Source organism: Salmonella sp. SSDFZ69 (assembly GCF_004010755.1).
Classification (GTDB): Bacteria; Pseudomonadota; Gammaproteobacteria; order Enterobacterales; family Enterobacteriaceae; genus Salmonella; species Salmonella enterica.
Map to the genome: position 1 here is coordinate 1,044,454 of NZ_CP034831.1, position 24,281 is coordinate 1,068,734.

At 54.9% G+C, this 24,281-nt stretch carries 25 protein-coding genes; 15 read left to right on the forward strand and 10 right to left on the reverse strand.

Annotated elements, in window-relative coordinates; all coding sequences use genetic code 11:
* The first annotated feature begins 256 nt into the window (after window positions 1–256).
* On the forward strand, window positions 257–1,012 hold the full coding sequence (gene sprB, locus EOS98_RS05170; RefSeq protein WP_126523881.1) for a transcriptional regulator SprB: 756 nt from the start codon (window positions 257–259) through the stop codon (window positions 1,010–1,012).
* Between the two features lie 160 nt (window positions 1,013–1,172).
* Entirely contained in the window at window positions 1,173–2,081 is a 909-nt protein-coding gene (gene avrA / locus EOS98_RS05175) for a type III secretion system YopJ family effector AvrA (RefSeq protein ID WP_077684052.1), read from the forward strand.
* Between the two features lie 98 nt (window positions 2,082–2,179).
* Here avrA and sitD read toward each other — a convergent pair whose 3' ends face one another.
* Genes sitD through sitA form a run of 4 tightly spaced genes read right to left on the reverse strand, consistent with a single transcriptional unit; the run spans window position 2,180 to window position 5,611 of the window.
* A complete protein-coding gene (sitD, locus tag EOS98_RS05180) occupies window positions 2,180–3,028 on the reverse strand; it encodes an iron/manganese ABC transporter permease subunit SitD (protein WP_000480209.1) in 849 nt (282 codons plus the stop codon).
* Window positions 3,019–3,879, reverse strand: a complete 861-nt coding sequence (gene sitC, locus EOS98_RS05185; protein ID WP_001104333.1) for an iron/manganese ABC transporter permease subunit SitC — start codon at window positions 3,877–3,879, stop codon at window positions 3,019–3,021. The genes sitD and sitC overlap by 10 nt, the downstream gene beginning before the upstream one ends.
* The gene (gene sitB / locus EOS98_RS05190) at window positions 3,876–4,697 is read right to left on the reverse strand and encodes an iron/manganese ABC transporter ATP-binding protein SitB (protein WP_000083153.1); all 822 of its coding nucleotides are present in this window, start codon (window positions 4,695–4,697) and stop codon (window positions 3,876–3,878) included. The genes sitC and sitB overlap by 4 nt, the downstream gene beginning before the upstream one ends.
* Window positions 4,694–5,611 (reverse strand): iron/manganese ABC transporter substrate-binding protein SitA, encoded by a 918-nt coding sequence (gene sitA, locus EOS98_RS05195; protein ID WP_000182931.1) that lies wholly within the window; start codon window positions 5,609–5,611, stop codon window positions 4,694–4,696. Before sitA ends, sitB begins: the two co-directional genes overlap by 4 nt.
* A gap of 181 nt (window positions 5,612–5,792) precedes the next feature.
* Here sitA and EOS98_RS05200 point away from each other — a divergent pair, with 181 nt between their 5' ends.
* Entirely contained in the window at window positions 5,793–6,137 is a 345-nt protein-coding gene (locus tag EOS98_RS05200) for a nitrous oxide-stimulated promoter family protein (protein ID WP_001117945.1), read from the forward strand.
* A 61-nt stretch (window positions 6,138–6,198) separates the two neighbouring features.
* Here the strand turns inward: EOS98_RS05200 and flhA are convergent, their stop codons facing one another.
* The 6 genes from flhA to hypA form a co-directional block, all read right to left on the reverse strand.
* Window positions 6,199–8,277, reverse strand: a complete 2,079-nt coding sequence (gene flhA / locus EOS98_RS05205; protein ID WP_000122694.1) for a formate hydrogenlyase transcriptional activator FlhA — start codon at window positions 8,275–8,277, stop codon at window positions 6,199–6,201.
* Between the two features lie 218 nt (window positions 8,278–8,495).
* Entirely contained in the window at window positions 8,496–9,506 is a 1,011-nt protein-coding gene (gene hypE, locus EOS98_RS05210) for a hydrogenase expression/formation protein HypE (RefSeq protein WP_042948888.1), read from the reverse strand.
* The gene (hypD, locus tag EOS98_RS05215) at window positions 9,503–10,624 is read right to left on the reverse strand and encodes a hydrogenase formation protein HypD (RefSeq protein WP_001212962.1); all 1,122 of its coding nucleotides are present in this window, start codon (window positions 10,622–10,624) and stop codon (window positions 9,503–9,505) included. Before hypD ends, hypE begins: the two co-directional genes overlap by 4 nt.
* A complete protein-coding gene (gene hypC, locus EOS98_RS05220; RefSeq protein WP_000334871.1) occupies window positions 10,624–10,896 on the reverse strand; it encodes a hydrogenase 3 maturation protein HypC in 273 nt (90 codons plus the stop codon). Before hypC ends, hypD begins: the two co-directional genes overlap by 1 nt.
* Window positions 10,887–11,759, reverse strand: a complete 873-nt coding sequence (gene hypB / locus EOS98_RS05225; protein WP_080110651.1) for a hydrogenase nickel incorporation protein HypB — start codon at window positions 11,757–11,759, stop codon at window positions 10,887–10,889. Before hypB ends, hypC begins: the two co-directional genes overlap by 10 nt.
* Window positions 11,760–11,827: 68 nt before the next feature.
* On the reverse strand, window positions 11,828–12,184 hold the full coding sequence (gene hypA, locus EOS98_RS05230; protein ID WP_000544461.1) for a hydrogenase maturation nickel metallochaperone HypA: 357 nt from the start codon (window positions 12,182–12,184) through the stop codon (window positions 11,828–11,830).
* A gap of 209 nt (window positions 12,185–12,393) precedes the next feature.
* Between hypA and hycA the strand changes: the two genes are divergently transcribed.
* The 12 genes from hycA (at window position 12,394) to hypF (ending at window position 24,245) form a co-directional block, all read left to right on the forward strand.
* Window positions 12,394–12,855, forward strand: coding sequence for a formate hydrogenlyase regulator HycA (gene hycA / locus EOS98_RS05240; RefSeq protein ID WP_061372486.1), 462 nt, complete (start codon window positions 12,394–12,396; stop codon window positions 12,853–12,855).
* Between the two features lie 145 nt (window positions 12,856–13,000).
* Window positions 13,001–13,609 (forward strand): formate hydrogenlyase subunit HycB, encoded by a 609-nt coding sequence (hycB, locus tag EOS98_RS05245; RefSeq protein WP_001079164.1) that lies wholly within the window; start codon window positions 13,001–13,003, stop codon window positions 13,607–13,609.
* Window positions 13,609–15,435 (forward strand): formate hydrogenlyase subunit 3, encoded by a 1,827-nt coding sequence (gene hycC, locus EOS98_RS05250; protein ID WP_126523884.1) that lies wholly within the window; start codon window positions 13,609–13,611, stop codon window positions 15,433–15,435. The genes hycB and hycC overlap by 1 nt, the downstream gene beginning before the upstream one ends.
* Window positions 15,436–15,437: 2 nt before the next feature.
* Window positions 15,438–16,361 carry a respiratory chain complex I subunit 1 family protein gene (locus EOS98_RS05255; RefSeq protein WP_000110563.1) on the forward strand — a complete coding sequence of 308 codons (924 nt, stop codon included), beginning with the start codon at window positions 15,438–15,440 and terminating at the stop codon, window positions 16,359–16,361.
* A gap of 17 nt (window positions 16,362–16,378) precedes the next feature.
* Window positions 16,379–18,088 carry a formate hydrogenlyase subunit HycE gene (gene hycE, locus EOS98_RS05260; protein WP_001288155.1) on the forward strand — a complete coding sequence of 570 codons (1,710 nt, stop codon included), beginning with the start codon at window positions 16,379–16,381 and terminating at the stop codon, window positions 18,086–18,088.
* Window positions 18,089–18,097: 9 nt separating this feature from the next.
* Window positions 18,098–18,640 carry a formate hydrogenlyase subunit HycF gene (gene hycF, locus EOS98_RS05265; protein ID WP_000493773.1) on the forward strand — a complete coding sequence of 181 codons (543 nt, stop codon included), beginning with the start codon at window positions 18,098–18,100 and terminating at the stop codon, window positions 18,638–18,640.
* The gene (hycG, locus tag EOS98_RS05270; protein ID WP_000067419.1) at window positions 18,640–19,407 is read left to right on the forward strand and encodes a formate hydrogenlyase subunit HycG; all 768 of its coding nucleotides are present in this window, start codon (window positions 18,640–18,642) and stop codon (window positions 19,405–19,407) included. Before hycF ends, hycG begins: the two co-directional genes overlap by 1 nt.
* A complete protein-coding gene (locus EOS98_RS05275; RefSeq protein WP_000003725.1) occupies window positions 19,404–19,814 on the forward strand; it encodes a formate hydrogenlyase maturation HycH family protein in 411 nt (136 codons plus the stop codon). Before hycG ends, EOS98_RS05275 begins: the two co-directional genes overlap by 4 nt.
* Window positions 19,807–20,277, forward strand: a complete 471-nt coding sequence (gene hycI / locus EOS98_RS05280; RefSeq protein WP_023181870.1) for a hydrogenase maturation peptidase HycI — start codon at window positions 19,807–19,809, stop codon at window positions 20,275–20,277. Before EOS98_RS05275 ends, hycI begins: the two co-directional genes overlap by 8 nt.
* Before the next feature lie 26 nt (window positions 20,278–20,303).
* Window positions 20,304–21,113: a hypothetical protein gene (locus EOS98_RS05285; protein ID WP_000936681.1), complete on the forward strand. Its 810-nt coding sequence runs from the start codon at window positions 20,304–20,306 to the stop codon at window positions 21,111–21,113.
* Window positions 21,114–21,313: 200 nt separating this feature from the next.
* A complete protein-coding gene (gene hydN, locus EOS98_RS05290; RefSeq protein WP_001078791.1) occupies window positions 21,314–21,859 on the forward strand; it encodes an electron transport protein HydN in 546 nt (181 codons plus the stop codon).
* A 145-nt stretch (window positions 21,860–22,004) separates the two neighbouring features.
* A complete protein-coding gene (hypF, locus tag EOS98_RS05295) occupies window positions 22,005–24,245 on the forward strand; it encodes a carbamoyltransferase HypF (protein ID WP_127821144.1) in 2,241 nt (746 codons plus the stop codon).
* Window positions 24,246–24,281 lie beyond the last annotated feature (36 nt).

Below are 24,281 nucleotides of genomic sequence, written 5' to 3' on the forward strand. Positions count from 1 at the left end.
TCATTGTCAGACATACATGGCCACCAGGCGCCGGGCAATCGTTGTACTCTAAGAGATTACAGTAAAGTAAAACAGCAAATTTAATCATTATCAGATTTGTAAAAGGAATTCATTTCGGTAACGACATTGCGCATGTAATAACGTATCTGGTCTTATTACCTTTGTAGTAAGAAGGCGTTATCTACTTGCGCAGTAGTCGCCCAGGAAGAAAAATAATTACCGAAGCTGTGGTCAGTTTTCAAAAAAGGATAAATAAATGAGAAATGTAATTATATACGGTATTAACTGGACTAATTGTTATGCCCTTCAGTCTATTTTTAAGCAAAAATATCCGGAAAAGTGCGTTAAAACGTGTAACTCATTAACCGCACTTTTGCATTCTCTATCCGATATGCCGGACGCCGGGCTGATTTTAGCTTTGAACCCGCATGAGCATGTTTACCTTTTTCATGCGTTGCAGACGCGGTTGCAGAACCGTAAAGTTTTGGTAGTGGCAGATCGCTTGTATTATATCGATCGCTGTGTGCTGCAATATTTTGGCGTTATGGATTATGTTTTAAAAGACGAACTATCCTGCGCTATCCGCTCGGATCGAGAGAAGCTCCGTCTTCCGGAAGCCTGGCTGCGTTTCTGCCACAGGCCACAAAAGAAAACCGTGGCTGCTACGTATGCTTTTAATGCCGGCGAGACGCCGGAAGAGGTATTGTTTAATATCAATCAATACGCCTGGTGGAATCTACCTCCCGGCGTCACTCAGGCGAAATATGCGCTGCTGATATTATTATCCTCCGGACATCCGGCAATTGAACTGGCGAAAAAATTTGGTCTGGGAACAAAAACCGTCAGTATTTATCGTAAGAAGGTTATGTATCGTTTGGGGATGGACTCTTCACCGCTATCGCTGTTCCGGGGGCTGAAACTAGACGCGCATTTACAGCGCACTGCTTTTGCACATAACCCTGGTGTACCTGACGATAATTGCGCGTTACCGATTGCGGTAGGAATAAATTAAACTATTTTTTATCATTTATGACCATGTGTTGAGCTTTTATTATAAAAAAGATTTTTTGAGTAGTAATTCTTATATATAATCATCCGGAGGTGGTTGGTAGCCTGGCTCAATCATTGAGGCATATTTTTGCGGGCAATATATTGAATCTGAAAAGTTAAAGATGATATTTTCGGTGCAGGAGCTATCATGTGGAGGGAAAAGTATGCTAAGTCCTACGACTCGTAATATGGGGGCGAGTTTATCGCCTCAGCCTGACGTCAGCGGGGAGCTAAACACCGAAGCATTGACCTGTATTGTTGAGCGTCTGGAAAGTGAAATTATAGATGGCAGCTGGATTCATATCAGTTACGAGGAAACCGATCTCGAAATGATGCCTTTTCTTGTTGCACAGGCCAATAAGAAGTATCCAGAGTTAAATCTTAAATTTGTTATGTCAGTCCATGAGCTTGTTTCCTCTATAAAGGAGACCAGAATGGAAGGCGTTGAATCTGCCCGATTTCTCGTAAATATGGGAAGTTCAGGTATCCATATTTCAGTCGTCGATTTTAGAGTTATGGACGGAAAGACATCGGTGATTTTGTTCGAACCAGCAGCGTGTAGCGCTTTTGGACCTGCTTTACTGGCGTTGAGGACCAAAGCAGCTCTTGAACGTGAACAACTGCCTGATTGTTATTTTGCTATGGTCGAGCTGGACATTCAACGAAGCTCTTCTGAATGCGGTATTTTTAGCCTGGCGCTCGCCAAAAAACTTCATCTTGAATTTATGAACTTAGTAAAAATTCATGAAGATAATATTTGTGAACGTCTGTGTGGTGAGGAACCTTTTCTCCCGTCTGATAAAGCAGACCGTTATCTGCCGGTGAGTTTTTACAAACATACTCAAGGCGTACAACGATTAAATGAATATGTGCAGGCCAATCCGGCGGCGGGAAGCAGTATAGTAAACAAAAAGAATGAAACGCTTTATGAGCGATTCGATAACAATGCCGTTATGCTAAACGATAAAAAACTCTCTATATCCGCTCATAAAAAAAGGATAGCTGAATATAAGTCTTTACTTAAACCGTAATGAAATTATAAGGTTGCCTGCCAGAGGAAATTCTTCCAGCGCCATAAAACTACTCTATATTATGACCGTATGTTTCCTGAATAGCAGGCAAAAAAGTGTTAACCTTGCGCCTCTGGTACGATTTCATTACGCCTGTCGCGCCATGTTGCGTAAATAAATACCGCAATAAACACGATGGCAAATAATACCACGATGGTCGGCGCTGGCGCGCTATCAAGATAAAAAGACAGATAGACGCCCGCAAAAGCGGTAATAACTGACAGACTCACCGCTAATCCCAGCGCGCGCGCAAAGCGTCGCGTCAGCAAAATGGCAATTGCGCCGGGGGCGATAAGCAGTGAGATTGACAGAATAATGCCCACCGATTTCAGCGTGGCGACGATAGTCAGCGCAATCATACATAGCAGGCCATAATGCAGTAGCGTGGTATTCAGCCCGCTGGCTTTCGCCTGGTGCGGGTCAAAAGCGTGTAGCAGGAGATCTTTCCATTTCAGCCCTATGATTAACGCAATACCCAGTGCAATAACTGACGTTTGTACGATATCCCCCAGCGATACGCCCAGCATATCCCCAAACAGGATGTGATCCAGATGCACTTCCGATTGAATAGAAACATAGAGCACCAAACCTGCGCCAAACATCCCGGAAAAGACGATGCCCATCACCGTATCACGTTTGATGCGGCTGTTATCGTCCAGATAGCCGGTGGCGATAGCGCAAAATAATCCGGCAATGAAAGCGCCAATCGCCAGGGGGATCCCCACAATATATGCCAGCACGACCCCGGGGAATACCGCATGACTCATTGCGTCGCCCATTAACGCCCAGCCTTTTAACACTAAAAACACGGACAGCAAGGCGCAGGGAATCGCCACAATGACCGAAACCATAAGGGCGTTCACCATAAAATCAAACTGAAAGGGTTCCAGTAACGTTGTTAAGAACATGTCGGCTCCTTCTGCAGGCGGGCGCGTCGACGGTTGGCTAACAGACCGTGTTTCGGGGCGAAAATAAAGGCCGTGATGAACAGTAAGGTTTGCATGACGACAATAATTCCGCCAGTGGCGCCATCCAGCCAGTAGCTAAGCCATGCGCCCAGAAAACTGGTCAGGCTGCCAATCACGACGGCAATCATGAGCAGACGTGGAAAACGGTCGGTGAGTAACCAGGCCGTCGCGCCCGGCGTGACGACGAGACAGATCACCAGGAACGCCCCAACGGTTTGCAGGGCCGCCACGGTAGAGACGGACAATAGAGTGAAAAACAACAGCTTTAATCGACCCGGATTAAGCCCGATAGAACGCGCATGGGTCTCATCGAAAAAGACGACCATCAGATCTTTCCACTTTAACAGCAGAATCGTCAGCGAGGCTGCGCCGATAATCGCCAGTTGCGCAATATCCGCTGGCGCGATCGCCAGCACGTTGCCGAGAATAATCGTCTGGATATTCACCGACATCGGATTGAGCGACACCATAAAAAGGCCGACGCCAAAAAAAGAGGAGAAGATAAGCCCGATAATCGCGTCTTCTTTCAGGCGTGAGCGTTGGTTAAGAAAGAGCATACTGCCTGCAGCCAGTCCGCCGGAAAGAAACGCGCCGAGCGAGAAGGGCAGCCCTAACATCCAGGCGCCAGCGACGCCAGGCACAATAGAGTGAGATAGCGCATCGCCAATGAGCGACCAGCCTTTGAGCATCAAATAGCAGGAGAGAAACGCGCACAGACCGCCCACCATCGCGGAGACCCACATCGCGTTGAGCATATACTGGTAGCCAAACGGCTCAACAAGCCAGTTCATGACGATTTTCCTCCGCTGGCCACGCGCCGGGAAATAAAGGGGCGCTCGTCATCGGTGATGATGTGCTCTTCACCTCCGCTTAACGCGATATGACGTAGAACGCCGCTAAACGCCTGTTCCAGATTCGCGGCGGTAAACGTGGTTTCGGTAGGGCCGCTGGCCAGTACGGTTCCTTTAATCATTACCGTATAGTCGCAAAACTCGGTGACGGAGCCGAGATTATGCGTTGAGACCAGCATCGTGCGGCCTTCATCGCGCAGTTCTCGCAGTAGATCGATGATTCGCGCTTCGGTTTTTACATCCACGCCGGTAAAAGGTTCATCCAGCAGGATTACCTGTCCATCCTGAGCGATGGCCCTGGCAAGAAACACACGTTTTTTCTGCCCGCCGGACAGCTCGCCAATCTGCCTGTGACGATATTCCTGCATATCCACCCGCGCCAGCGCGGCGTCAACACAGGCGTGATCATGCGCAGTGGGACGGCGTAGCCAGCCCATATGGCCGTAGCGTCCCATCATCACCACATCTTCTACCAGTACCGGAAATGACCAGTCCACTTCTTCCGATTGCGGAACATAAGCAATGAGGTTTTTTTTCAGCGCCTTGTTGACTGACTGTTGCAGGATAGTGATATCGCCCTGCGCAAGATGCACAAAGCCCATTAACGCTTTAAATAACGTAGACTTACCGGAACCATTTACGCCTACCAGCGCGGCGATTGAACCGCCAGGCACCTGAAAAGTGGCGTCCCGTAGGGCGGTATGACCGTTGCGATACGTCACCGTGACCTGATCAACGGTAATCGCAGATTGACTCATTGTTGACTCCTCAGTCCGTCGTTAATGCCGTTGACGATGGTTTCGGTCGTGACGCGCAGCAGATCCAGATAGGTTGGCACAGGGCCGTCAGCGGCGCTCAGAGAATCGACATACAGTACGCCGCCATAATGCGCGCCGGATTCACGCGCGACCTGGCGGGCGGGTTTATCGGAAACCGTACTCTCGCTAAAGATGGCGGGAATATGGTGCTTTTTAATGGTATCAATCACTTTACGCACCTGTTTTGGCGTCCCCTGTTGATCGGCGTTAATTGGCCAGAGATAAAGCTCTTTCATGTCGTTATCGCGCGCCAGGTAAGAGAACGCGCCTTCACTGGTGACCAGCCAGCGCTGATCGGCGGGAATTTTTTCCAGTTCGGCACGCAACGGATCGGCCATCTGGCGAATTTTCGCTTTATAGCGCTCGGCGTTTTGCTTATAGATCTGCGCATTATCCGGATCGTACTTCACCAGGGCGTCGCGAATGTTATCGACATAAATCAGCGCGTTTTCTGCCGACATCCAGGCGTGCGGGTTCGGTTTACCGTTATACGGGCCTTCGGTAATGCCCATCGGTTTGACGCCGGTAGAGACGACGACTTCCGGTACGCCGGAAAGGTGCTGATAAAATCGGGCGAACCATCGCTCCAGGTTCAGACCATTCGCGAGGATAAGCTGTGCCCCCTGCGCTCGTTTAATATCGCCGGGCGTTGGCTGATACTCATGGATTTCAGCGCCGGGCTTGGTAATTGAGCTGACTTCCGCTGCGTCGCCCGCCACGTTTTTCGCCATGTCGGCAATAACGGTAAACGTGGTGATGACTTTAAATTTCTCTTTTGCATAGGCTGGCGATAGCGCGAGTATCGCGACAATACCGGCAAGCAGGAGTGTTTTCAGACGATGTAGATTCGTCATAGTATCCCTCGCAACAATGTGGTTAATTAATCATCGAATATAGCCTTTGCTATGTTATATAGCACAAGGCATGAATAAATGAAAATAATTCTTATTTGCGTAATGGCGACGATATGCAGTGATAGTGCTAAAGAGGGTTAAGGTGTAAAATAAATACACCTTAATGTTCGGAGAGAGCACGATGCCTGGTAAACGTATCGCTCGTGAAAAACTGACGATCAAAAAAATGATCGCGCTGTATGAAAGCCAGTGCCCACAGGCGTCAGCGGTGCAGGGGCATTACGAGGCGCTGTTCGCCTACGCGCAAAAACGTCTTGATAAATGCGTATTTGGCGAGGAAAAACCCGCCTGTAAGCAGTGCCCGGTGCACTGCTATCAGCCGGCTAAACGCGAGGAGATGAAGCAGATTATGCGTTGGGCAGGTCCGCGAATGCTTTGGCGGCATCCTGTCCTGACCGTGCGGCACCTTATCGACGATCAGCGCCCCGTTCCGGAATTGCCGGAAAAATATCAGCGCAAGAAGTGAAGGGGAAGCGCCAGGCCTACGGCGCGCATCATCTCCTGGCCGGATCAGATCCGGCAACCCGTTACGCTAACGCGTCTTTATCAATACCCAATCGCTTCATACGCGACAGCAGGGTGGTTCGTTTAAGCCCCAGACGTTGCGCCGCGCCTTTTGGTCCAGCCACTACGCCATTGGTCTCTTTCAGCACGCGTATAATAAGCTGATATTCATCTTCGCCTTCTTTGGCGCTTTCAGTCGCAACAGGCGAGGTATCGGGCGTTACGGCAGTCATATCCGGCAGCGACAGTTGTAGCACATTGCCGCGCGTCAGCAGCACGGCGCGCTCGACGACATTCTCCAGTTCGCGAACGTTCCCCGGCCATTCCATGCTGCTGAGCGTGCGCAGCGTTTCGGCGGGAATGCTGTCGATATTACGCCCCATTCGGCGGGCGATTTTGAAAGTGAACGCTTTGACCAGTAGTGGAATATCTTCCGGACGTTCGCGTAACGGAGGAAGTTGGATCGGAAAAACATTCAGCCGATAGTAGAGATCGTTACGGAATTCGCGATCGGCGACCATTTTTTTCAGATCGCGGTTAGTCGCGGCGATCAGCCGCACGTCGGTCTGGATCAGTTTATTGCTGCCGAGACGTTCAAACTCTTGCTCCTGAAGGACGCGCAGCAGCTTAGGCTGTAGCTCCAGCGGCATGTCGCCCACTTCATCCAGAAACAGCGAGCTTTTATCCGCCAGCTCGAAACGGCCAATCCGCTGCGCGCTGGCGCCGGTAAACGCGCCGCGCTCATGACCAAACAAATCGCTTTCCAGCAGCCCCGCCGGCATCGCGGCGCAGTTCATCTTTACCATCCTGCGCCCGCTACGTCCGCTCAGGTTGTGAATGGCGCGGGCAATCAACTCTTTACCGGTTCCCGTTTCGCCCAGAATTAGCACGGTACTGTCGCTTTGCGCCACCATCTCAACCTGCTTTAGCACGTTGTACATCGCTTCGCTGCGTCCGATGATCTCGCCAAACTCGCTGTCGACGTTATTAAGCTGCTCTGTGAGCGCCAGGTTTTCGTCGACCAGGCGTTCCTTCAGTCGGTGGATTTCCTGATAGGCCAGCGCATTATCCACGGCAATGGCTACCCGTTCGGCAATCTGACGCAGCAGCTTGAGGTTGGCGGTGGTAAACACTTTTTCTTCGCACTGGGCCAGTTTGAGCACGCCAAGCATCGTCTTGCCGGACATCAACGGCAGCAGGCAAAGCGTCTGGATCTGATTGCCCCAGGTATCGAACAGCATGCGTTCGTAGGGGGCAAGCGGATCGCGTTCGTTGAGGTTGATAAGCAGCATCTCTTTACTTTTAAAGACGCGCTCCGTGAGCGTGCCGGCTTCGTCGACTTCGCTCTGTTCGTGCGCCGGATGATGCTCATCAAGGTAGTGGGTGGAGTAGATATTCAGCTTATTTTTGCGATGGCTGCGCAACACGATGCTGATTGCGTCGATATTGAAATAGTGGTGGATCTCTTTTGCGACTTCGCTTACCAGCTCATCAATATCCAGACGCGACAGGACGGCGTTGGTAATCGCAACCAGAATACGGAAGTTATCGCGTTCGCGGCACAATAGATCATAATCGACATTATTGTTTACCCGGTTTTGAATTTGCTCGGCGACCACGCCGACAATTTGGGTAAACGTATGCAGACGGTCATATTCCTTTTCACTCCAGGGGCGATCTTCCTGACGGATGAATTCGCAGCCGCCGAAAATACGGCCCTCCGCGGCTAAAGGAAGCAGACAGTAATGACCAAATTCAGGGTAGAGGCCGCTCGCGGCAAGCTGCGGCCAGGTTTCGGTAAACTCATGGAAATTACAGTGCAATGCATCGGGGCGAGAAAGGATGCGACGTACCGGGCCGTGCGCCAGTACGGTTTCATCTTCATATTCAACAGGACGGCCATTTTCTCGCGTCGCATAATATTGTGCGCGTTGCGACTGCGCCTGCCATAGCACAATGCCGGCGCTGTCGGCGAGCGCTGAACGCTTTACCAGTTGCGAAAGCGCTTCACTGAGCGACGCCAAATCGGGCTGCTGCAATAAGGTACGAGTGATATCGAACAAGCCTTGCTGTCCAAGATCGCTCATGGGTGTATACGACATGTTGCTTTTCCAGGAAAATACCGCAAAACGGTGCGAAAACGGTAAATGAATTATAGGTATAAGTCGTAAGTTATTGCCGGATGGCTGACCGCAAACTCGCTGGTCACACACTCCGTAGGCCTGATAAGCAAAGCGCCATCAGGCGTGAATGCAGCGTTAATGCCGGATGTCGACGCAAATGCGTCTTATCCGGCCTACAGTATGCTGCCAACAGGCTGCTAGCATATACGAGGTAATGGTTCGGCGTGTGGCAAATCAAGGGTTCGCTTCACGCCATAGAGTCCGGCTAAGCGAACGCCTTTGCGTTCCACGACTTCGCCAATCAGCGCCGCATCACGTCCCAGCGGATGCGCGCGTAATGCCGCCAACGCCCGATCTGCGGCCTGCCGTTCAACGGCAATCACCAGTTTTCCTTCGTTGGCAAAGTTCAGGGCATCCAGCCCCAACAGCTCGCAGACGCCGCGCACGGCAGGTTTGAGCGGCAGTGCGGATTCGGACAATTCAATACCGTAACCGCAGGACGCCGCAAACTCATGGGCGACCGCATTCACGCCGCCGCGCGTGGCGTCACGCAATGCCTTCACTCCGTCAATATGACGCAGCGTCTGAATTAGCGGCGTTAATACTGCGCAGTCGCTCGCCAGCTCGCCATCCAGTCCCAGTTGCTCACGCAGGTTGAGGATAGTGGCGCCGTGATCGCCAAGCGTACCGCTGACTAACAGCACATCGCCAACGCTCAGCGTTTGCGCGCCCCAGCGAAGATCGGCGGGAATCGCCCCCATGCCGGCAGTGTTGATAAACAATTTATCCGCCGCGCCGCGCTGCACAACTTTGGTGTCGCCAGTTACAATGGCGATACCCGCTTCCCGCGCGGTCGCCGCCATGCTATTGACCACGCTTTTTAACGTCTCCATCGGCAGCCCTTCTTCAAGGATAAAGCCGCAGGAGAGATAGCGGGGGATCGCGCCGCTCACCGCAACGTCGTTCGCCGTACCGCAAATCGCCAGTTTGCCGATATTGCCGCCGGGGAAAAAGAGCGGATCGATCACATAGCTATCGGTAGAAAACGCCAGACGGTCGCCCTCCGCCGTCAGCTGCGCCAGCTCCAGACGCGCCTGATCTTCTTGTTCCGCCAGCCACGGGTTGGCAAAGGCCTCCATAAACAGGCTATTAATCAACTGTTGCATAGCCTGGCCGCCGCTGCCGTGGGCGAGTTGTATATTGTTCAAACTTCACACTCCTGCTGACGATACTGATACCAGGCGGCGCATGCGCCTTCGGAAGAGACCATCAGCGCGCCGAACGCGGTCTCTGGATTACATGTTTTACCAAATAGCGGGCACTGATGCGGCTTGCATCTGCCGGTCAGCACTTCGCCGCAGCGGGCGCGCGGATCGTCATAGACCTGCTGTGGCGCTGGGCGGAAATGCGCTTCGGCGTCAAAGCGCTGATACTCTGGCGTCAGGTGGACGCCGGAGGATTCAATTACGCCCAGACCGCGCCACTCGCTGTCGCCATTAACGCAGAACACATCGGCGATGGCCTGCTGCGCTAGCATGTTTCCGGCATCCGGCACCACGCGACGGTATTGGTTTTCAACCTGGCTTAGGGCCGCTATTTTCTGCTCAACCAGCATGACCACGCCTTGCAGTAGATCAAGCGGTTCGAATCCAGCCACCACCAGCGGGCGATTAAAATCGGCGGCGATAAACTGGTACGCCTCGGTGCCGATGACCATGCTGACGTGGCCTGGCGCAAGAAAGGCGTCAATGCCGTTGTCCGGCTGCTCCAGTAGGCTACGCAGCGTCGGGATCAGCGTAATGTGCTGGCAGAAAAAGTAGAAGTTTCGCACGTCACGCTGTTTTGCCTGCTGTAGCGTGATGGCTGTGGTCGGCATGGTGGTTTCAAAGCCCAGCCCGAAAAATACCACTTTGCGGGTCGGGTTATCCTGCGCCAGCTTCAGCGCGTCCATCGGAGAGTAAACAATACGGACATCCGCGCCGCGCGCTTTAGCCTGCAACAGAGAACCCTGTTTCCCCGGCACGCGCATGGCATCGCCAAAGGTGCAGAAAATCACCTCCGGATGGCTGGCGATTTCCACGCAACTGTCGATGCGTCCCATCGGCAGCACGCAGACCGGACAACCGGGGCCGTGAATAAATTCCACGTTTTCGGGCAGTAACTGATCGAGACCAAATTTAAAAATTGCGTGGGTATGACCCCCGCAGACTTCCATAATGCGCAACGGACGTTCGGCAGTGTAAGGAAGAAGGGCGGCGCGTTCACGCAGGTGTTCAATGAGCTGCATTACCTGTTCCGGCGCACGGTACTCGTCAACAAAACGCATTATCTCTCCTCACCATACAGCAGTGCGCCGACGTCCGGCTCAACATCAAACATATTTTGTAGCGCGTCGAGCGTGTCGCGCGCTTCCGCTTCGTTAATGACGCTCATGGCGAATCCGACATGAACCAGCACCCACTGACCCAGACGCGGCTGACCGTTTTCATCACAACTGCCGACTAATGTGAGATCGACGTCGCGCTGAATGCCGCAGACGTCAACTTTTGCCTGATTGCCGTCAATGGCGCGGATTTGACCCGGCACGCCTATGCACATCGCTGCGCCTCCAGCCAGGCCAGCCACTGATCCATGCCTTCGCCGCTGGTGGCGGAAATCAGGATAATTTCAATCTCCGGGTTCACTTCACGCGCGCTGGCGATGCACTTCTCAACGTCAAAATTGAGGTAGGGCAGCAGATCGACTTTATTGAGCAGCATGAGCGACGCAGCGGCAAACATATGGGGATATTTCAGCGGCTTATCTTCACCTTCGGTCACGGAAAGCACTGCGACTTTATGCTTTTCGCCCAGATCGAAGCTGGCCGGGCAGACAAGGTTACCGACGTTTTCGATAAACAGAATACCGCGGTCATCCAGCGGCAGGCGCGGCGCGGCGTCGGCGATCATTTGCGCGTCAAGATGGCAGCCTTTACCGGTGTTGACCTGAATGGCGGGCGTGCCGGTAGCGCGGATGCGGGCGGCGTCGTTCACTGTCTGCTGGTCGCCTTCAATCACCGCGCACGGTACACGGTCTTTCAATTTCATCAGCGTTTCGGTCAGCAGGGTGGTTTTACCGGACCCGGGGCTGGACACCAGGTTGAGCACCAGTTGCTGGCGGGCGGCGAAACGGGCGCGGTTGCGCTCAGCCAGACGATTATTTTTGTCCAGCACGTCGATTTCAACCTCCAGCATCCGCCGCTGACTCATACCAGGCGCGTGGGTTCCGGCTTCGCCGTGGCCGTAATGCAGATCGCCTTCTGCGGTCTGACTTGGGGTAAAGTCAGGCTTTTTAATGCCGGTAATATTCAGCGCCGGGCGAGCCGCTGGGGCAAAGGGCGCGCTACGAAACGCTGAGTGCGGATTATGTTCATCGCCTTCTATATAAAGGTTGCCTTCAGCGCAACCGCAAGTCGTACACATCGCTTACTCCTGATCTTTTTCTTGTTACAGGCTTTCTGCCGAATGGCGACGCGAGCGTCTATCCGGCATTAATCTTCAGTTTCATCAATCTCTATGCGCCGAATTTGTAAGCCGTCATCGGCCACAATTCGCAGCGTATCGCTATGACATTGCGGACAACGACGTACACGGTGGGTTAACAACGTGACATATTGTTGACAATGCTCACACCAGCATTCGGCTTCCTGTTCTTCGAGGTGCAGTTTACAACCTTCTGCTATCGTGCCGCGGCATACCAGATCAAAACAAAAGGAAAGAGCGCTGGTTTCCACGCAAGAAAATGCGCCAATTTTGATCCAGACGGCTGTCACACGTTTTGCACCGTATGCTGAAGCCTGTTGTTCAATCAATTCCAGTGCCCGTTGGCAGAGGGTGATTTCGTGCATATCGCCTCCTGTAGTGGTTGCCCCTGTAAAGCAATATTTATGCCAATATTTTTATCCCCTGGCAGGTTAATGTCGACGATGACGAAATGACATGTCGTCACCGCGTCGAAACGGCAGTAACTGCGCTCGTCTGCTATTAAAAACAATAAGTTAAAAATTGGCATGGAAAATGCTTAACGCAGGCATCTCTGTTAAACGGGTAACCTGACATGACTATTTGGGAAATAAGCGAAAAGGCCGATTACATCGCGCAACGGCATCGTCGCCTACAGGACCAGTGGCATATTTACTGCAACTCGCTGGTTCAGGGGATCACCCTCTCGAAAGCGCGCCTGCATCACGCAATGAGCTGCGCGCCGGAAAGGGATCTTTGCTTTGTCCTGTTTGAGCACTTTCGTATTTACGTCGCGTTGGCGGATGGTTTTAACAGCCACACCATTGAGTACTACGTTGAAACCAAAGATGGCGAAGATAAGCAATTGATTGCACAGGCGCAGCTCGATATCGACGGCAAGGTTGATGAACAGGTTAACAACCGCGATCGCGAGCAGGTGCTGGAGCACTATCTGGAAAAAATCGCCAGCGTTTACGACAGCCTCTATACCGCTGTAGAAACCAACTCGCCGGTTAATTTGCGTCAATTGGTAAAGGGAAACAGCCCGGCGGTATAAGCCTGAGGCGTTGCCCGCTTTGATTCGCGATGTGGCGTTGCGCCATGTCATGAATGTTTTGGGGATGGGCGTGTCGATAAGTGTCGAAAATGACATTTCAACGGCATGTTTTCGTCAAAAATGACAATCACCTGAGGAATGCCTGGTGAATCGTTTTGTAATTGCTGACTCCACTCTCTGTATCGGCTGCCACACCTGTGAGGCCGCCTGTTCAGAGACGCATCGCCAGCATGGCCTGCAGTCAATGCCGCGCCTGAAAGTGATGCTGAATGAAAAAGAATCTGCGCCGCAGCTTTGTCACCACTGTGAAGATGCGCCATGCGCCACGGTATGCCCGGTTAACGCGATTAATCGCGTTGACGGCGCTGTCCAGCTTAATGAAAGCCTGTGCGTGAGCTGCAAACTGTGTGGTATTGCCTGTCCGTTTGGCGCTATTGAGTTTTCCGGCAGCCGTCCGCTGCATATTCCAGCGAACGCCAATACGCCGAAAGCGCCGCCCGCGCCGCCAGCGCCTGCGCGCGTCAGTACGTTGCTCGACTGGGTGCCGGGCGTACGCGCTATCGCGGTGAAATGTGACCTGTGCAGCTTTGACGAGCAAGGCCCGGCCTGTGTGCGGATGTGCCCGACTAAAGCGCTACACCTGGTGGAGAACACGGATATCGCCCGCGCCAGCAAACGTAAACGTGAGCTGACGTTTAATACCGATTTTGGCGATCTCACCTTGTTTCAGCAGGCTCAGAGTGGGGATGCATAATGAGTTCACTTTCACTGATTACTAGCGGCGTCGCGTGGTTTGCCGCCGCCGCCGTTCTGGCGTTTCTGTTTTCGTTTCATAAAGCGCTGAGCGGCTGGATTGCCGGTATCGGCGGCGCGGTCGGCAGCCTGTGTACGGCTGGCGCGGGGTTCACCGCACTGACCAGCGCCGTTACGGTGAGCGGCGTGATGCCGTTTACCGGTCACATGCTGCAAATAACGCCGCTGAATGCTATCTGGCTGATTACGCTGGGGCTGTGCGGTCTGTTCGTCAGCCTGTTCAATATCGACTGGCATCGCCATCCACAGGTAAAAGCCAACGGACTATTGATCAACCTGCTGATGGCGGCAGCCGTCTGCGCCGTGGTCGCCAGTAATCTGGGGACGATGGTGGTGATGGCGGAAATCATGGCGCTCTGCGCCGTGTTCCTCACCGGCGGTAGCAAAGAGGGCAAACTGTGGTTTGCGCTGGGCCGTCTCGGTACGCTGCTGCTGGCAATCGCCTGCTGGTTGGTGTGGCAGCGCTACGGCACGCTGGATCTGGGGCTGCTGGATCAACGTGCTCAGCAACTGCCGCTGGGCTCCGATATCTGGCTGCTCGGCGTTATCGGCTTTGGTCTGCTGGCCGGGATTATCCCGCTACACGGTTGGGTGCCGCAGGCGCACGCCAACGCCAGCGCTCCCGCCGCCGCGCTGTTCTCGACCGTGGTGATGAAAATCGGGCTGCTGGGCATTCTCACGCTATCTCTGCTTGGCGGCAATGCGCCGCTGTGGTGGGGCGTGGCGCTGTTGGTGCTTGGGATGATCACCGCCTTTGTCGGTGGTTTGTACGCGCTGATGGAGCATAACATTCAGCGCCTGCTGGCCTATCACACGCTGGAAAATATCGGCATCATTTTGCTCGGTCTGGGCGCAGGCGTTACCGGGATTGCTCTCAATCAGCCGGTACTGATCGCGCTGGGTCTGACCGGCGGGCTCTATCACCTGCTGAACCATAGCCTGTTCAAAAGCGTGCTGTTTCTGGGCGCGGGCAGCATCTGGTTCCGTACCGGTCATCGCGATATCGAAAAACTGGGCGGTATTGGTAAACGGATGCCGGTTATTTCTATCGCCATGCTGGTCGGTCTGATGGCGATGGCGGCGTTGCCGCCGCTGAACGGCTTTGCCGGCGAGTGGGTGATTTACCAGTCCTTCTTCAAACTGGGCAACAGCGGCGCGTTTGTTGGTCGTCTGTTAGGACCGCTGCTGGCGGTTGGCCTGGCGATTACCGGCGCGTTGGCGGTGATGTGTATGGCGAAAGTGTATGGCGTTACGTTCCTTGGCGCGCCGCGCACGAAGGAAGCTGAAAATGCCAGCTGCGCGCCGATCCTGATGGGCGTCAGCGTGGTGGCATTGGCGATTTGCTGCGTACTGGGCGGGGTTGCCGCGCCGTGGCTGCTGCCGATGATTTCCACTGCGGTACCGTTGCCGCTGGAAACCGCGCACACCACCGTATCGCAGCCGATGATTACGCTGCTGTTGGTCGCCTGTCCGCTACTGCCGTTCATCATTATGGCGATATTCAAAGGCAACCGTCTGCCGTCGCGTTCTCGCGGCGCGGCCTGGGTGTGCGGCTACGACCATGAGCAGTCGATGGTGATTACCGCGCACGGTTTCGCCATGCCGGTGAAAGAGGTCTTTGCCCCGGTACTTAAACTGCGTAAATGGCTGAACCCGGTATCGCTGGTGCCGGGCTGGCAGAACGCGGCGGCCGCGGTGCTGTTCCGTCGTCTGGCGCTGATTGAGCTGGCGGTGCTGGTGGTGATTGTGGTTTCACGAGGAGCCTGAAAATGAGTGTGTTTTATCCGTTAATTCAGGCGCTGGTGCTATTTGCCGTTGCGCCATTGCTGTCCGGTATTACTCGCGTGGCGCGCGCCCGTCTACACAATCGCCGAGGGCCGGGCGTGTTGCAGGAGTACCGCGACATTATCAAACTGCTCGGTCGCCAGAGTATTGCGCCCGCTGATTCCGGCTGGGTTTTTCGCCTGACGCCGTTTGTGATGGTCGGCGTGATGCTGACTATCGCCACCGCGCTGCCGGTTGTCACCGTTGGATCTCCGTTGCCGCAACTGGGTGATTTAATCACTCTGATTTACCTGTTCGCGATTGCGCGCTTCTTCTTCTCTATTGCAGGCCTGGATACCGGCAGTCCGTTCACCGCGATCGGCGCCAGCCGTGAAGCGATGCTCGGCGTGCTGGTGGAGCCGATTCTGCTGCTGGGTCTGTGGGTCGCCGCGCAGGTGGCGGGTTCAACTCATATCAGCAATATCGCCGATACCATTTATCACTGGCCTGTCGCGCGCAGTATTCCGCTGATTCTGGCGCTGTGCGCCTGCGCCTTCGCCACCTTTATCGAAATGGGCAAGCTGCCGTTCGACCTGGCGGAAGCGGAGCAGGAGTTGCAGGAAGGGCCGTTGACCGAATACAGCGGTAGCGGCTTTGCGGTGCTGAAATGGGGCATCAGCCTTAAGCAACTGGTGGTGCTGCAAATGTTCGTCGGCGTGTTTCTGCCGTGGGGACAGATGGAAACCTTCAGCGCAGGCGGACTGTTGCTGGCGCTGGTGATTGCCGTCGTCAAGCTGATTGTCGGCGTACTGGTGATCGCCCTGTTTGAAAACAGCATGGCGCGACTGCGTTTTTGCGCCACTTCACGCGTGACCTGGGCCGGTTTTGGGTTTGCGTTTTTAGCCTTCGTCTCCTTGCTGGCGGCGTGATTTAAGAGAGTTTGAGCATGTCTGAAGAAAAATTAGGTCAACAATACCTTGCGGCGCTGCACCAGGCGTTTCCGGGCGTCGTGCTGGACGAAGCCTGGCAGACCAAAGATCAGCTGACTATTACGGTAAAAGTGAACTATCTGCCGGAAGTGGTGGAGTTTCTTTACTACCAGCAGGGTGGGTGGTTGTCGGTGCTGTTCGGTAATGACGAACGCCAGTTGTGCGGCCACTATGCCGTTTATTACGTGCTGTCGATGGAGCAGGGCACGAAGTGCTGGATTACCGTTCGCGTTGAAGTAGATGCCAATAAGCTGGAATTCCCATCCGTTACGCCGCGCGTGCCGGCTGCCGTGTGGGGTGAGCGCGAAGTACGCGACATGTACGGTTTAATCCCGGTCGGTCTGCCGGACGAGCGCCGTCTGGTGCTGCCGGACGACTGGCCGGATGAACTCTATCCGCTGCGTAAAGACAGCATGGATTATCGTCAGCGCCCGGCGCCGACCACCGATGCGGAAACCTACGAGTTCATTAACGAGCTGGGTGACAAGAAAAATAACGTGGTGCCGATTGGCCCGCTGCATGTCACCTCCGATGAACCGGGCCACTTCCGTCTGTTCGTCGATGGCGAAAACATTATCGACGCCGACTACCGCCTGTTCTACGTCCACCGTGGTATGGAAAAACTGGCGGAAACCCGCATGGGTTATAACGAAGTCACCTTCCTGTCGGATCGCGTGTGTGGTATCTGCGGCTTCGCCCACAGCACCGCCTACACCACTTCCGTGGAAAACGCGATGGGCATTCAGGTGCCGGAACGTGCGCAGATGATCCGCGCTATTCTGCTGGAAGTGGAACGCCTGCACTCGCATCTGCTCAACCTCGGCCTGGCCTGCCACTTTACCGGCTTTGACTCCGGCTTTATGCAGTTCTTCCGCGTGCGTGAAACCTCCATGAAGATGGCGGAGATACTGACCGGGGCGCGCAAAACTTACGGTCTGAACCTGATCGGCGGGATTCGCCGCGATCTGCTCAAAGAGGACATGATCCAGACCCGTCAACTGGCGCAGCAGATGCGTCGTGACGTGCAGGAGCTGGTGGACATGCTGCTGAGCACGCCGAATATGGAACAGCGTACCGTGGGTATCGGCCGTCTGGACCCGGAAATTGCCCGCGACTTCAGTAATGTCGGCCCGATGGTGCGCGCCAGTGGCCACGCCCGCGACACCCGCGCCGATCACCCGTTTGTCGGTTACGGTCTGCTGCCGATGGAAGTACATAGCGAGCAGGGCTGCGATGTGATTTCTCGTCTGAAAGTCCGTATCAACGAAGTCTACACCTCTCTGAATATGATCGATTTCGGTCTGGATAATCTGCCGGGCGGCCCGCTGATGGTGGAAGGGTTCACCTATATTCCGCACCGTTTTGCGCTCGGCTTCGCTGAAGCGCCGCGTGGTGACGATATCCACTGGAGCATGACCGGCGACAACCAGAAGCTGTACCGCTGGCGCTGCCGTGCGGCGACCTACGCCAACTGGCCGACGCTGCGCTATATGCTGCGCGGCAACACCGTCTCCGACGCGCCGCTGATTATCGGCAGCCTCGACCCGTGCTACTCCTGTACCGACCGGATGACCGTGGTCGATGTGCGTAAGAAGAAGAGCAAAGTCGTGCCGTACAAAGAACTTGAGCGCTACAGCATTGAGCGTAAAAACTCGCCGCTGAAATAAGGAATCGCCATGTTTACCTTTATCAAAAAAGTTATCAAAACCGGCACGGCGACCTCGTCTTATCCGCTGGAGCCGATTGCGGTTGATAAAAACTTCCGCGGCAAGCCGGAACATAATCCGCAGCAGTGTATCGGCTGCGCCGCCTGCGTTAATGCCTGCCCGTCGAACGCGCTGACGGTGGAAACCTTACTGGCAACCAATGAGCTGGCGTGGCAGTTCAATCTTGGCCGCTGCATCTTCTGCGGTCGCTGCGAAGAAGTTTGCCCGACGGCGGCGATCAAACTGTCGCAAGAGTACGAACTGGCAGTGTGGAAGAAAGAAGACTTCCTGCAACAGTCCCGCTTTGCGCTGTGCAACTGCCGCGTGTGTAATCGTCCTTTCGCCGTACAGAAAGAGATTGACTACGCCATTGCGCTGCTTGCGCACAACGGCGACAGCCGCGCGGAAAACCACCGCGAAAGCTTTGAGACCTGCCCGGACTGTAAGCGTCAGAAATGCCTGGTGCCGTCCGACCGTATTGAACTGACTCGCCATATGAAAGAGGTCAGCTAATGAGCAATTTATTAGGCCCGCGTGACGCCAACGGCATTCCGGTACCGATGACGGTGGATGAATCCATCGCCAGCATGAAGGCGTCTCTACTGAAAAATATTAAGCGTTCGGCATACGTTTACCGCGTGGACTGCGGCGGCTGTAACGGCTGTGAAATCGAAATCTTTGCGACGCTGTCGCCGCTGTTTGATGCCGAGCGTTTCGGCATCAAAGTAGTACCGTCGCCGCGTCATGCCGATATTCTGCTGTTTACCGGCGCGGTGACCCGCGCCATGCGCTCTCCGGCGCTGCGCGCCTGGCAGTCGGCGCCGGATCCGAAAATTTGTATCTCTTACGGCGCCTGCGGCAACAGCGGCGGCATCTTCCACGATCTCTACTGCGTGTGGGGCGGTACCGACAAAATCGTCCCGGTGGATGTGTATATTCCAGGCTGCCCGCCAACGCCTGCGGCGACGCTGTATGGCTTTGCGATGGCGCTTGGCCTGCTGGAGCAGAAAATCCACGCCCGCGCGCCGGGTGAGCTGGACGATCAGCCCGCAGAGATCCTGCATCCGGATATGGTGCAGCCGCTGCGCGTGAAGGTGGATCGCGCGGCGCGCCGGCTGGCGGGTTATCGCTATGGTCGTCAGATCGCCGATGATTACCTGACACAGTTGGGGCAGGGCGAGCAGCAAGTGGCGCGTTGGCTGGAAGCGGAAAACGATCCGCGTTTAACCGAAATTGTCACCCATCTCAATCATGTTGTTGAAGAGGCGCGTATCCGATGAGCGAACAGGTGGTGTTCAGTCAACTGAGCCGTAAGTTTATTGATGAGAACGATGCGACGCCTGCCGAGGCGCAGCAGGTTGTCTATTACAGCCTGGCGATTGGTCACCACCTGGGGGTTATCGATTGTCTGGAGGCCGCGCTCACCTGCCCATGGGATGAGTATCTGGCGTGGATCGCCACCCTGGAAGCCGGTAGCGATGCCCGGCGTAAAATGGAAGGCGTGCCGAAGTATGGCGAGATCGTCATCGATTTCAACCATGTGCAAATGCTGGCGCGCGCGTTTGATGAGGCGCGCGCCGCGCAGACCCCGCAGCAGCAAGAATGGAGCAAACTGATGCTCAGTATGCTGCATGACATTCATCAGGAAAGCGCCATCTACCTGATGGTGAGGAGGCTTCGTGACTGACGTTTTACTCTGTGTCGGCAACAGCATGATGGGCGACGACGGCGCAGGCCCGTTACTGGCAGAAATGTGTGCGGCGCAGCCGAAGGGTAATTGGGTGGTGATTGATGGCGGCAGCGCGCCGGAAAACGACATTGTGGCGATTCGCGAACTGCGCCCGCAGCGTCTGTTGATTGTCGACGCCACCGACATGGGACTTAATCCGGGCGAGATCCGCATTATCGATCCGGATGATATCGCCGAAATGTTTATGATGACCACCCACAATATGCCGCTCAACTACCTGGTCGATCAGCTCAAAGAGGATGTCGGCGAGGTGATTTTTGTTGGTATCCAGCCGGATATCGTCGGGTTTTATTATCCGATGACTCAACCGATTAAGGACGCGGTAAATATCGTCTACCAGCGCCTGGAAGGCTGGCAGGGAAACGGCGGATTTGCCGCGCTGGAAGCGCCGGAGGCGTAAAATGCGCACATATTTAGGGAGAATTTGTGTTACCCGGCATAGGCGGTAAGAAGGACGTGAAGATTATCGTATGGAGCGGACTGCTATTTTTCTGCATCGCCGCGCGCGCACTGGCCACCGGTTTTGTCGGTTACCTGCCGATGAGCGACGGTGAATATGCGCAAAAGCGTGCGCTGAAGCCGCTGTTGACCCTGCCTTATTCTGTATCGCCCGACCAGACCTGGCATTTTCGCCAGGTCGGAGTCAGTGGGGTGACGCTACTGCCGGAGCCGAAAAAAGATAACGAATGGCGGATTAGCGGAAAAGACAGAGCCGGTAATTCGTGGGTTGTCCCGGTGGGAATGCTGATTAATTTGGCGGGTAATGCGCAATTTTATCGCGCTGACCTCGATCGTAACGGCATTCAGGACCTGGTTATCTGGTTGGGCAATCCTGGGTTGGGCCTGGCGCCGAGCGCGCAATACATCATTTTCACCTTTCTCAAGAATGGCCGCCCCTGCGTCTTTGAACCGTGGGGGTTTTATACCGCCACCGATACTGGCGTCGATGATTTGCTTGATTTACAGGGCAATGGGCGCACGCAACTGTTGGATATGCAGTTTGACTCAGGCTACTGGATAACCAATTTATATCAGGTGAAGGACGCCCGCTGGCAGCGCGTACACGGCTGGTTTGGCCGGTTGAGTTATCCGGCGCTGACCCGTTTTAATCACTATCCTGGCCGTAAATTAATTATCAAACCTATTGCCGGAAGGAATCCGCAAACGGACGATCTTTCCCTTACGCAGCGCTGTTTAATACGCGGTAACGTATTGCCAGGCGTTAATCAGGATTGATGCCAGTTGCGGTGCAGAGTTGGCTGGCTATCACTGCAAATCTTGACCACCACTGGCGACATTACGTGTCATCGACACTTGTGACGATGACACGTAAATGCTCACGAAAATAGAAATAATATTCTTAAATAACAATGAAATAAAAATTGGCACGATTCGTGTATATATCGGCACATCATCTGTTATTGCTGGAGAATTTGATGAACCGTTTCATCATTGCAGACGCGAGTAAGTGCATTGGTTGCCGTACCTGTGAAGTGGCTTGCGTCGTATCCCATCAGGAAAATCAGGATTGCGCATCGCTTACCCCTGAAACCTTTTTACCTCGTATCCATGTCATCAAAGGCGTGAATGTTTCCACGGCAACGCTGTGTCGCCAGTGTGAAGACGCGCCGTGCGCCAACGTTTGCCCGAATGGCGCCATCAGCCGTGACAAAGGCTTTGTTCATGTGATGCAGGAACGCTGCATTGGCTGTAAAACTTGCGTAGTGGCATGTCCTTACGGCGCCATGGAAGTGGTGGTACGTCCGGTGGTTCGCAATAGCGGCGCGGGGCTGAACGTGCGTGCCGAAAAAGCCGAAGCCAACAAGTGCGATCTGTGTCACCACCGTGAAGCCGGTCCGGCCTGTATGGCCGCTTGCCCAACGCACGCCCTCATCTGCGTGGACCGCAATAAGCTTGAACAGCTAAGCGCGGAAAAACGCCGTCGTGCGGCGCTGGATTCAACGGCATCGCTGCTTTTCTGATTTCTGCGATTGCGCGTAGAATACGCCACAAAGCATTGCCGGATGGCGGCATCAATGCTTTATCCGGTCTACGGTCCGTGCGGTTGTAGGCCTGATAAGCGTCGCGCCATCAGGCATCCGGGTTCGATGATGGCGGGAAAATAAGATGGCGATAGACACACCTTCCGGCGTACAGCTACGCATTCGGGGCAAAGTACAGGGCGTCGGTTTTCGTCCTTTTGTCTGGCAGCTGGCGCAGCAGTTGCAATTACACGGCGACGTGTGTAATGACGGCGACGGCGTCGTCGTTCGGCTGCTGGAAGATCCGTCGCAATTTATTGCCGCGCTCTATCAGGATTGCCCGCCGCTGGCGCGCATTGACAGCGTTGAACACGCGTCGTTGGTATGGGAGCGCGCACCGACGGATTTCACCATTCGTCAGAGCGCAGGCGGTTCGATGAACACGCAAATCGTGCCGGATGCGGCGACCTGCCCGGCATGTCTTGCCGAGATGAATACCCCAGGCGAGCGGCGCTACCGTTATCCTTTCATCAATTGCACCCACTGCGGACCACGCTTCACCATTATTCGCGCTATGCCCTATGACCGGCCATTTACGGTGATGGCGGCGTTTCCCTTGTGTCCGGAATGCGACAGCGAATACCGCGATCCGTACGATCGCCGTTTTCATGCCCAGCCCGTTGCCTGTCCGTCATGCGGGCCGCATCTTGAGTGGCGGAGCCAACATGAACGAGCGGAAAAAGAGGCGGCTTTGCAGGCGGCGGTCGCCCAACTGAACGCCGGAGGCATTATTGCCGTTAAAGGGCTGGGTGGTTTTCATCTGGCCTGCGATGCGCGCAACGCTAACGCAGTGGCGATGCTGCGGGCGCGTAAACATCGTCCGGCGAAACCATTGGCGGTGATGTTGCCCACGGCGCAAACGCTGCCGACCGCGGCGCGTTCGCTGCTGACCACGCCAGCGGCCCCGATTGTACTGGTGGATAAGCAGTATGTACCTTCGCTGAGTGAGGGCATCGCGCCAGGACTTACGGAGGTGGGTGTGATGCTGCCAGCCAACCCATTGCAACACCTCTTGTTGCAGGAGCTCAATTACCCGCTGGTGATGACATCCGGCAACCTGAGCGGCAAACCGCCCGCCATCACCAACGAACAGGCGCTGGACGATTTACACGATATTGCCGATGGTTTTCTGTTGCACAATCGCGACATTGTACAGCGCATGGACGACTCTGTCGTACGCGACAGCGGCGAAATGCTGCGTCGTTCGCGGGGATACGTGCCGGACGCGATTGCGTTGCCGCCCGGATTTCGCGATGTGCCGCCGATACTTTGTCTGGGCGCGGATCTGAAAAACACGTTCTGTCTGGTACGCGGCGAACAGGCGGTTGTCAGCCAACATTTAGGCGATCTCAGCGATGACGGTATCCAGGCGCAGTGGCGCGAGGCATTGCGTTTGATCCAGTCAATCTACGATTTTACGCCAGAGCGTATCGTCTGTGATGCGCATCCGGGCTATGTTTCCAGTCAGTGGGCCAGTGAGATGCGTCTGCCGACAGAGACGGTGTTACACCATCATGCCCATGCGGCGGCTTGCCTGGCCGAGCATGGTTGGCCGCTGGACGGCGGAGAGGTGATTGCCCTGACGGTAGACGGTATCGGCATGGGTGAGAATGGCGCGCTATGGGGCGGAGAATGTTTGCGGGTCAATTATCGCGAATGCGAACATTTAGGCGGTTTACCCGCCGTGGCGCTGCCGGGAGGCGATCTGGCTGCCAAACAGCCGTGGCGTAATCTGTTAGCGCAGTGCTTGCGCTTTGTGCCGGACTGGCAGGATTACCCGGAGACAGCGGGGCTGCAACAGCAAAACTGGAATGTCCTGGCGCGCGCCATTGAGCGCGGCGTCAATGCCCCATTGGCCTCTTCCTGCGGGCGGTTGTTTGACGCGGTGGCCGCCGCGCTTCCCTGCGCGCCAGCATCGCTTAGCTATGAGGGCGAGGCCGCCTGCGCGCTGGAGGCGCTGGCCTCTCAATGCGCTAACGTTGAGCATCCGGTAACGATGCCGCTTAACGGCGCTCAACTGGACGTCGCTGTTTTCTGGCGGCAATGGTTGAACTGGCAGGCCACGCCCGCGCAACGCGCCTGGGCTTTTCATGATGCGCTGGCGTGCGGGTTTGCCACGCTAATGCGCCAACAGGCTATGGCGCGGGGGATAACCACTCTGGTCTTCAGCGGCGGGGTGATACACAACCGCTTACTGCGCGCGCGTCTTGCCTTTTATCTTTCTGATTTTAAATTGTTATTTCCGCAGCGGTTACCAGCGGGCGACGGCGGGCTGTCGTTTGGACAGGGCGTGATTGCCGCAGCGCGAGCATTAAGGGAAGTGTAGGGCACCGGATGGCGGCTGCGCCTTATCCGGCGTGTA

Excerpts from the sequence above, each read along its gene's own strand:
- sprB (WP_126523881.1), top strand. The coding sequence starts at position 257 with ATGAGAAATGTAATTATATACGGTATTAACTGGACTAATTGTTATGCC.
- avrA (WP_077684052.1), top strand. The coding sequence starts at position 1,173 with ATGATATTTTCGGTGCAGGAGCTATCATGTGGAGGGAAAAGTATGCTA.
- sitD (WP_000480209.1), bottom strand. The coding sequence starts at position 3,028 with ATGTTCTTAACAACGTTACTGGAACCCTTTCAGTTTGATTTTATGGTG.
- sitC (WP_001104333.1), bottom strand. The coding sequence starts at position 3,879 with ATGAACTGGCTTGTTGAGCCGTTTGGCTACCAGTATATGCTCAACGCG.
- sitB (WP_000083153.1), bottom strand. The coding sequence starts at position 4,697 with ATGAGTCAATCTGCGATTACCGTTGATCAGGTCACGGTGACGTATCGC.
- sitA (WP_000182931.1), bottom strand. The coding sequence starts at position 5,611 with ATGACGAATCTACATCGTCTGAAAACACTCCTGCTTGCCGGTATTGTC.
- EOS98_RS05200 (WP_001117945.1), top strand. The coding sequence starts at position 5,793 with ATGCCTGGTAAACGTATCGCTCGTGAAAAACTGACGATCAAAAAAATG.
- flhA (WP_000122694.1), bottom strand. The coding sequence starts at position 8,277 with ATGTCGTATACACCCATGAGCGATCTTGGACAGCAAGGCTTGTTCGAT.
- hypD (WP_001212962.1), bottom strand. The coding sequence starts at position 10,624 with ATGCGTTTTGTTGACGAGTACCGTGCGCCGGAACAGGTAATGCAGCTC.
- hypC (WP_000334871.1), bottom strand. The coding sequence starts at position 10,896 with ATGTGCATAGGCGTGCCGGGTCAAATCCGCGCCATTGACGGCAATCAG.
- hypB (WP_080110651.1), bottom strand. The coding sequence starts at position 11,759 with ATGTGTACGACTTGCGGTTGCGCTGAAGGCAACCTTTATATAGAAGGC.
- hypA (WP_000544461.1), bottom strand. The coding sequence starts at position 12,184 with ATGCACGAAATCACCCTCTGCCAACGGGCACTGGAATTGATTGAACAA.
- hycA (WP_061372486.1), top strand. The coding sequence starts at position 12,394 with ATGACTATTTGGGAAATAAGCGAAAAGGCCGATTACATCGCGCAACGG.
- hycC (WP_126523884.1), top strand. The coding sequence starts at position 13,609 with ATGAGTTCACTTTCACTGATTACTAGCGGCGTCGCGTGGTTTGCCGCC.
- EOS98_RS05255 (WP_000110563.1), top strand. The coding sequence starts at position 15,438 with ATGAGTGTGTTTTATCCGTTAATTCAGGCGCTGGTGCTATTTGCCGTT.
- hycE (WP_001288155.1), top strand. The coding sequence starts at position 16,379 with ATGTCTGAAGAAAAATTAGGTCAACAATACCTTGCGGCGCTGCACCAG.
- hycF (WP_000493773.1), top strand. The coding sequence starts at position 18,098 with ATGTTTACCTTTATCAAAAAAGTTATCAAAACCGGCACGGCGACCTCG.
- hycG (WP_000067419.1), top strand. The coding sequence starts at position 18,640 with ATGAGCAATTTATTAGGCCCGCGTGACGCCAACGGCATTCCGGTACCG.
- EOS98_RS05275 (WP_000003725.1), top strand. The coding sequence starts at position 19,404 with ATGAGCGAACAGGTGGTGTTCAGTCAACTGAGCCGTAAGTTTATTGAT.
- hydN (WP_001078791.1), top strand. The coding sequence starts at position 21,314 with ATGAACCGTTTCATCATTGCAGACGCGAGTAAGTGCATTGGTTGCCGT.
- hypF (WP_127821144.1), top strand. The coding sequence starts at position 22,005 with ATGGCGATAGACACACCTTCCGGCGTACAGCTACGCATTCGGGGCAAA.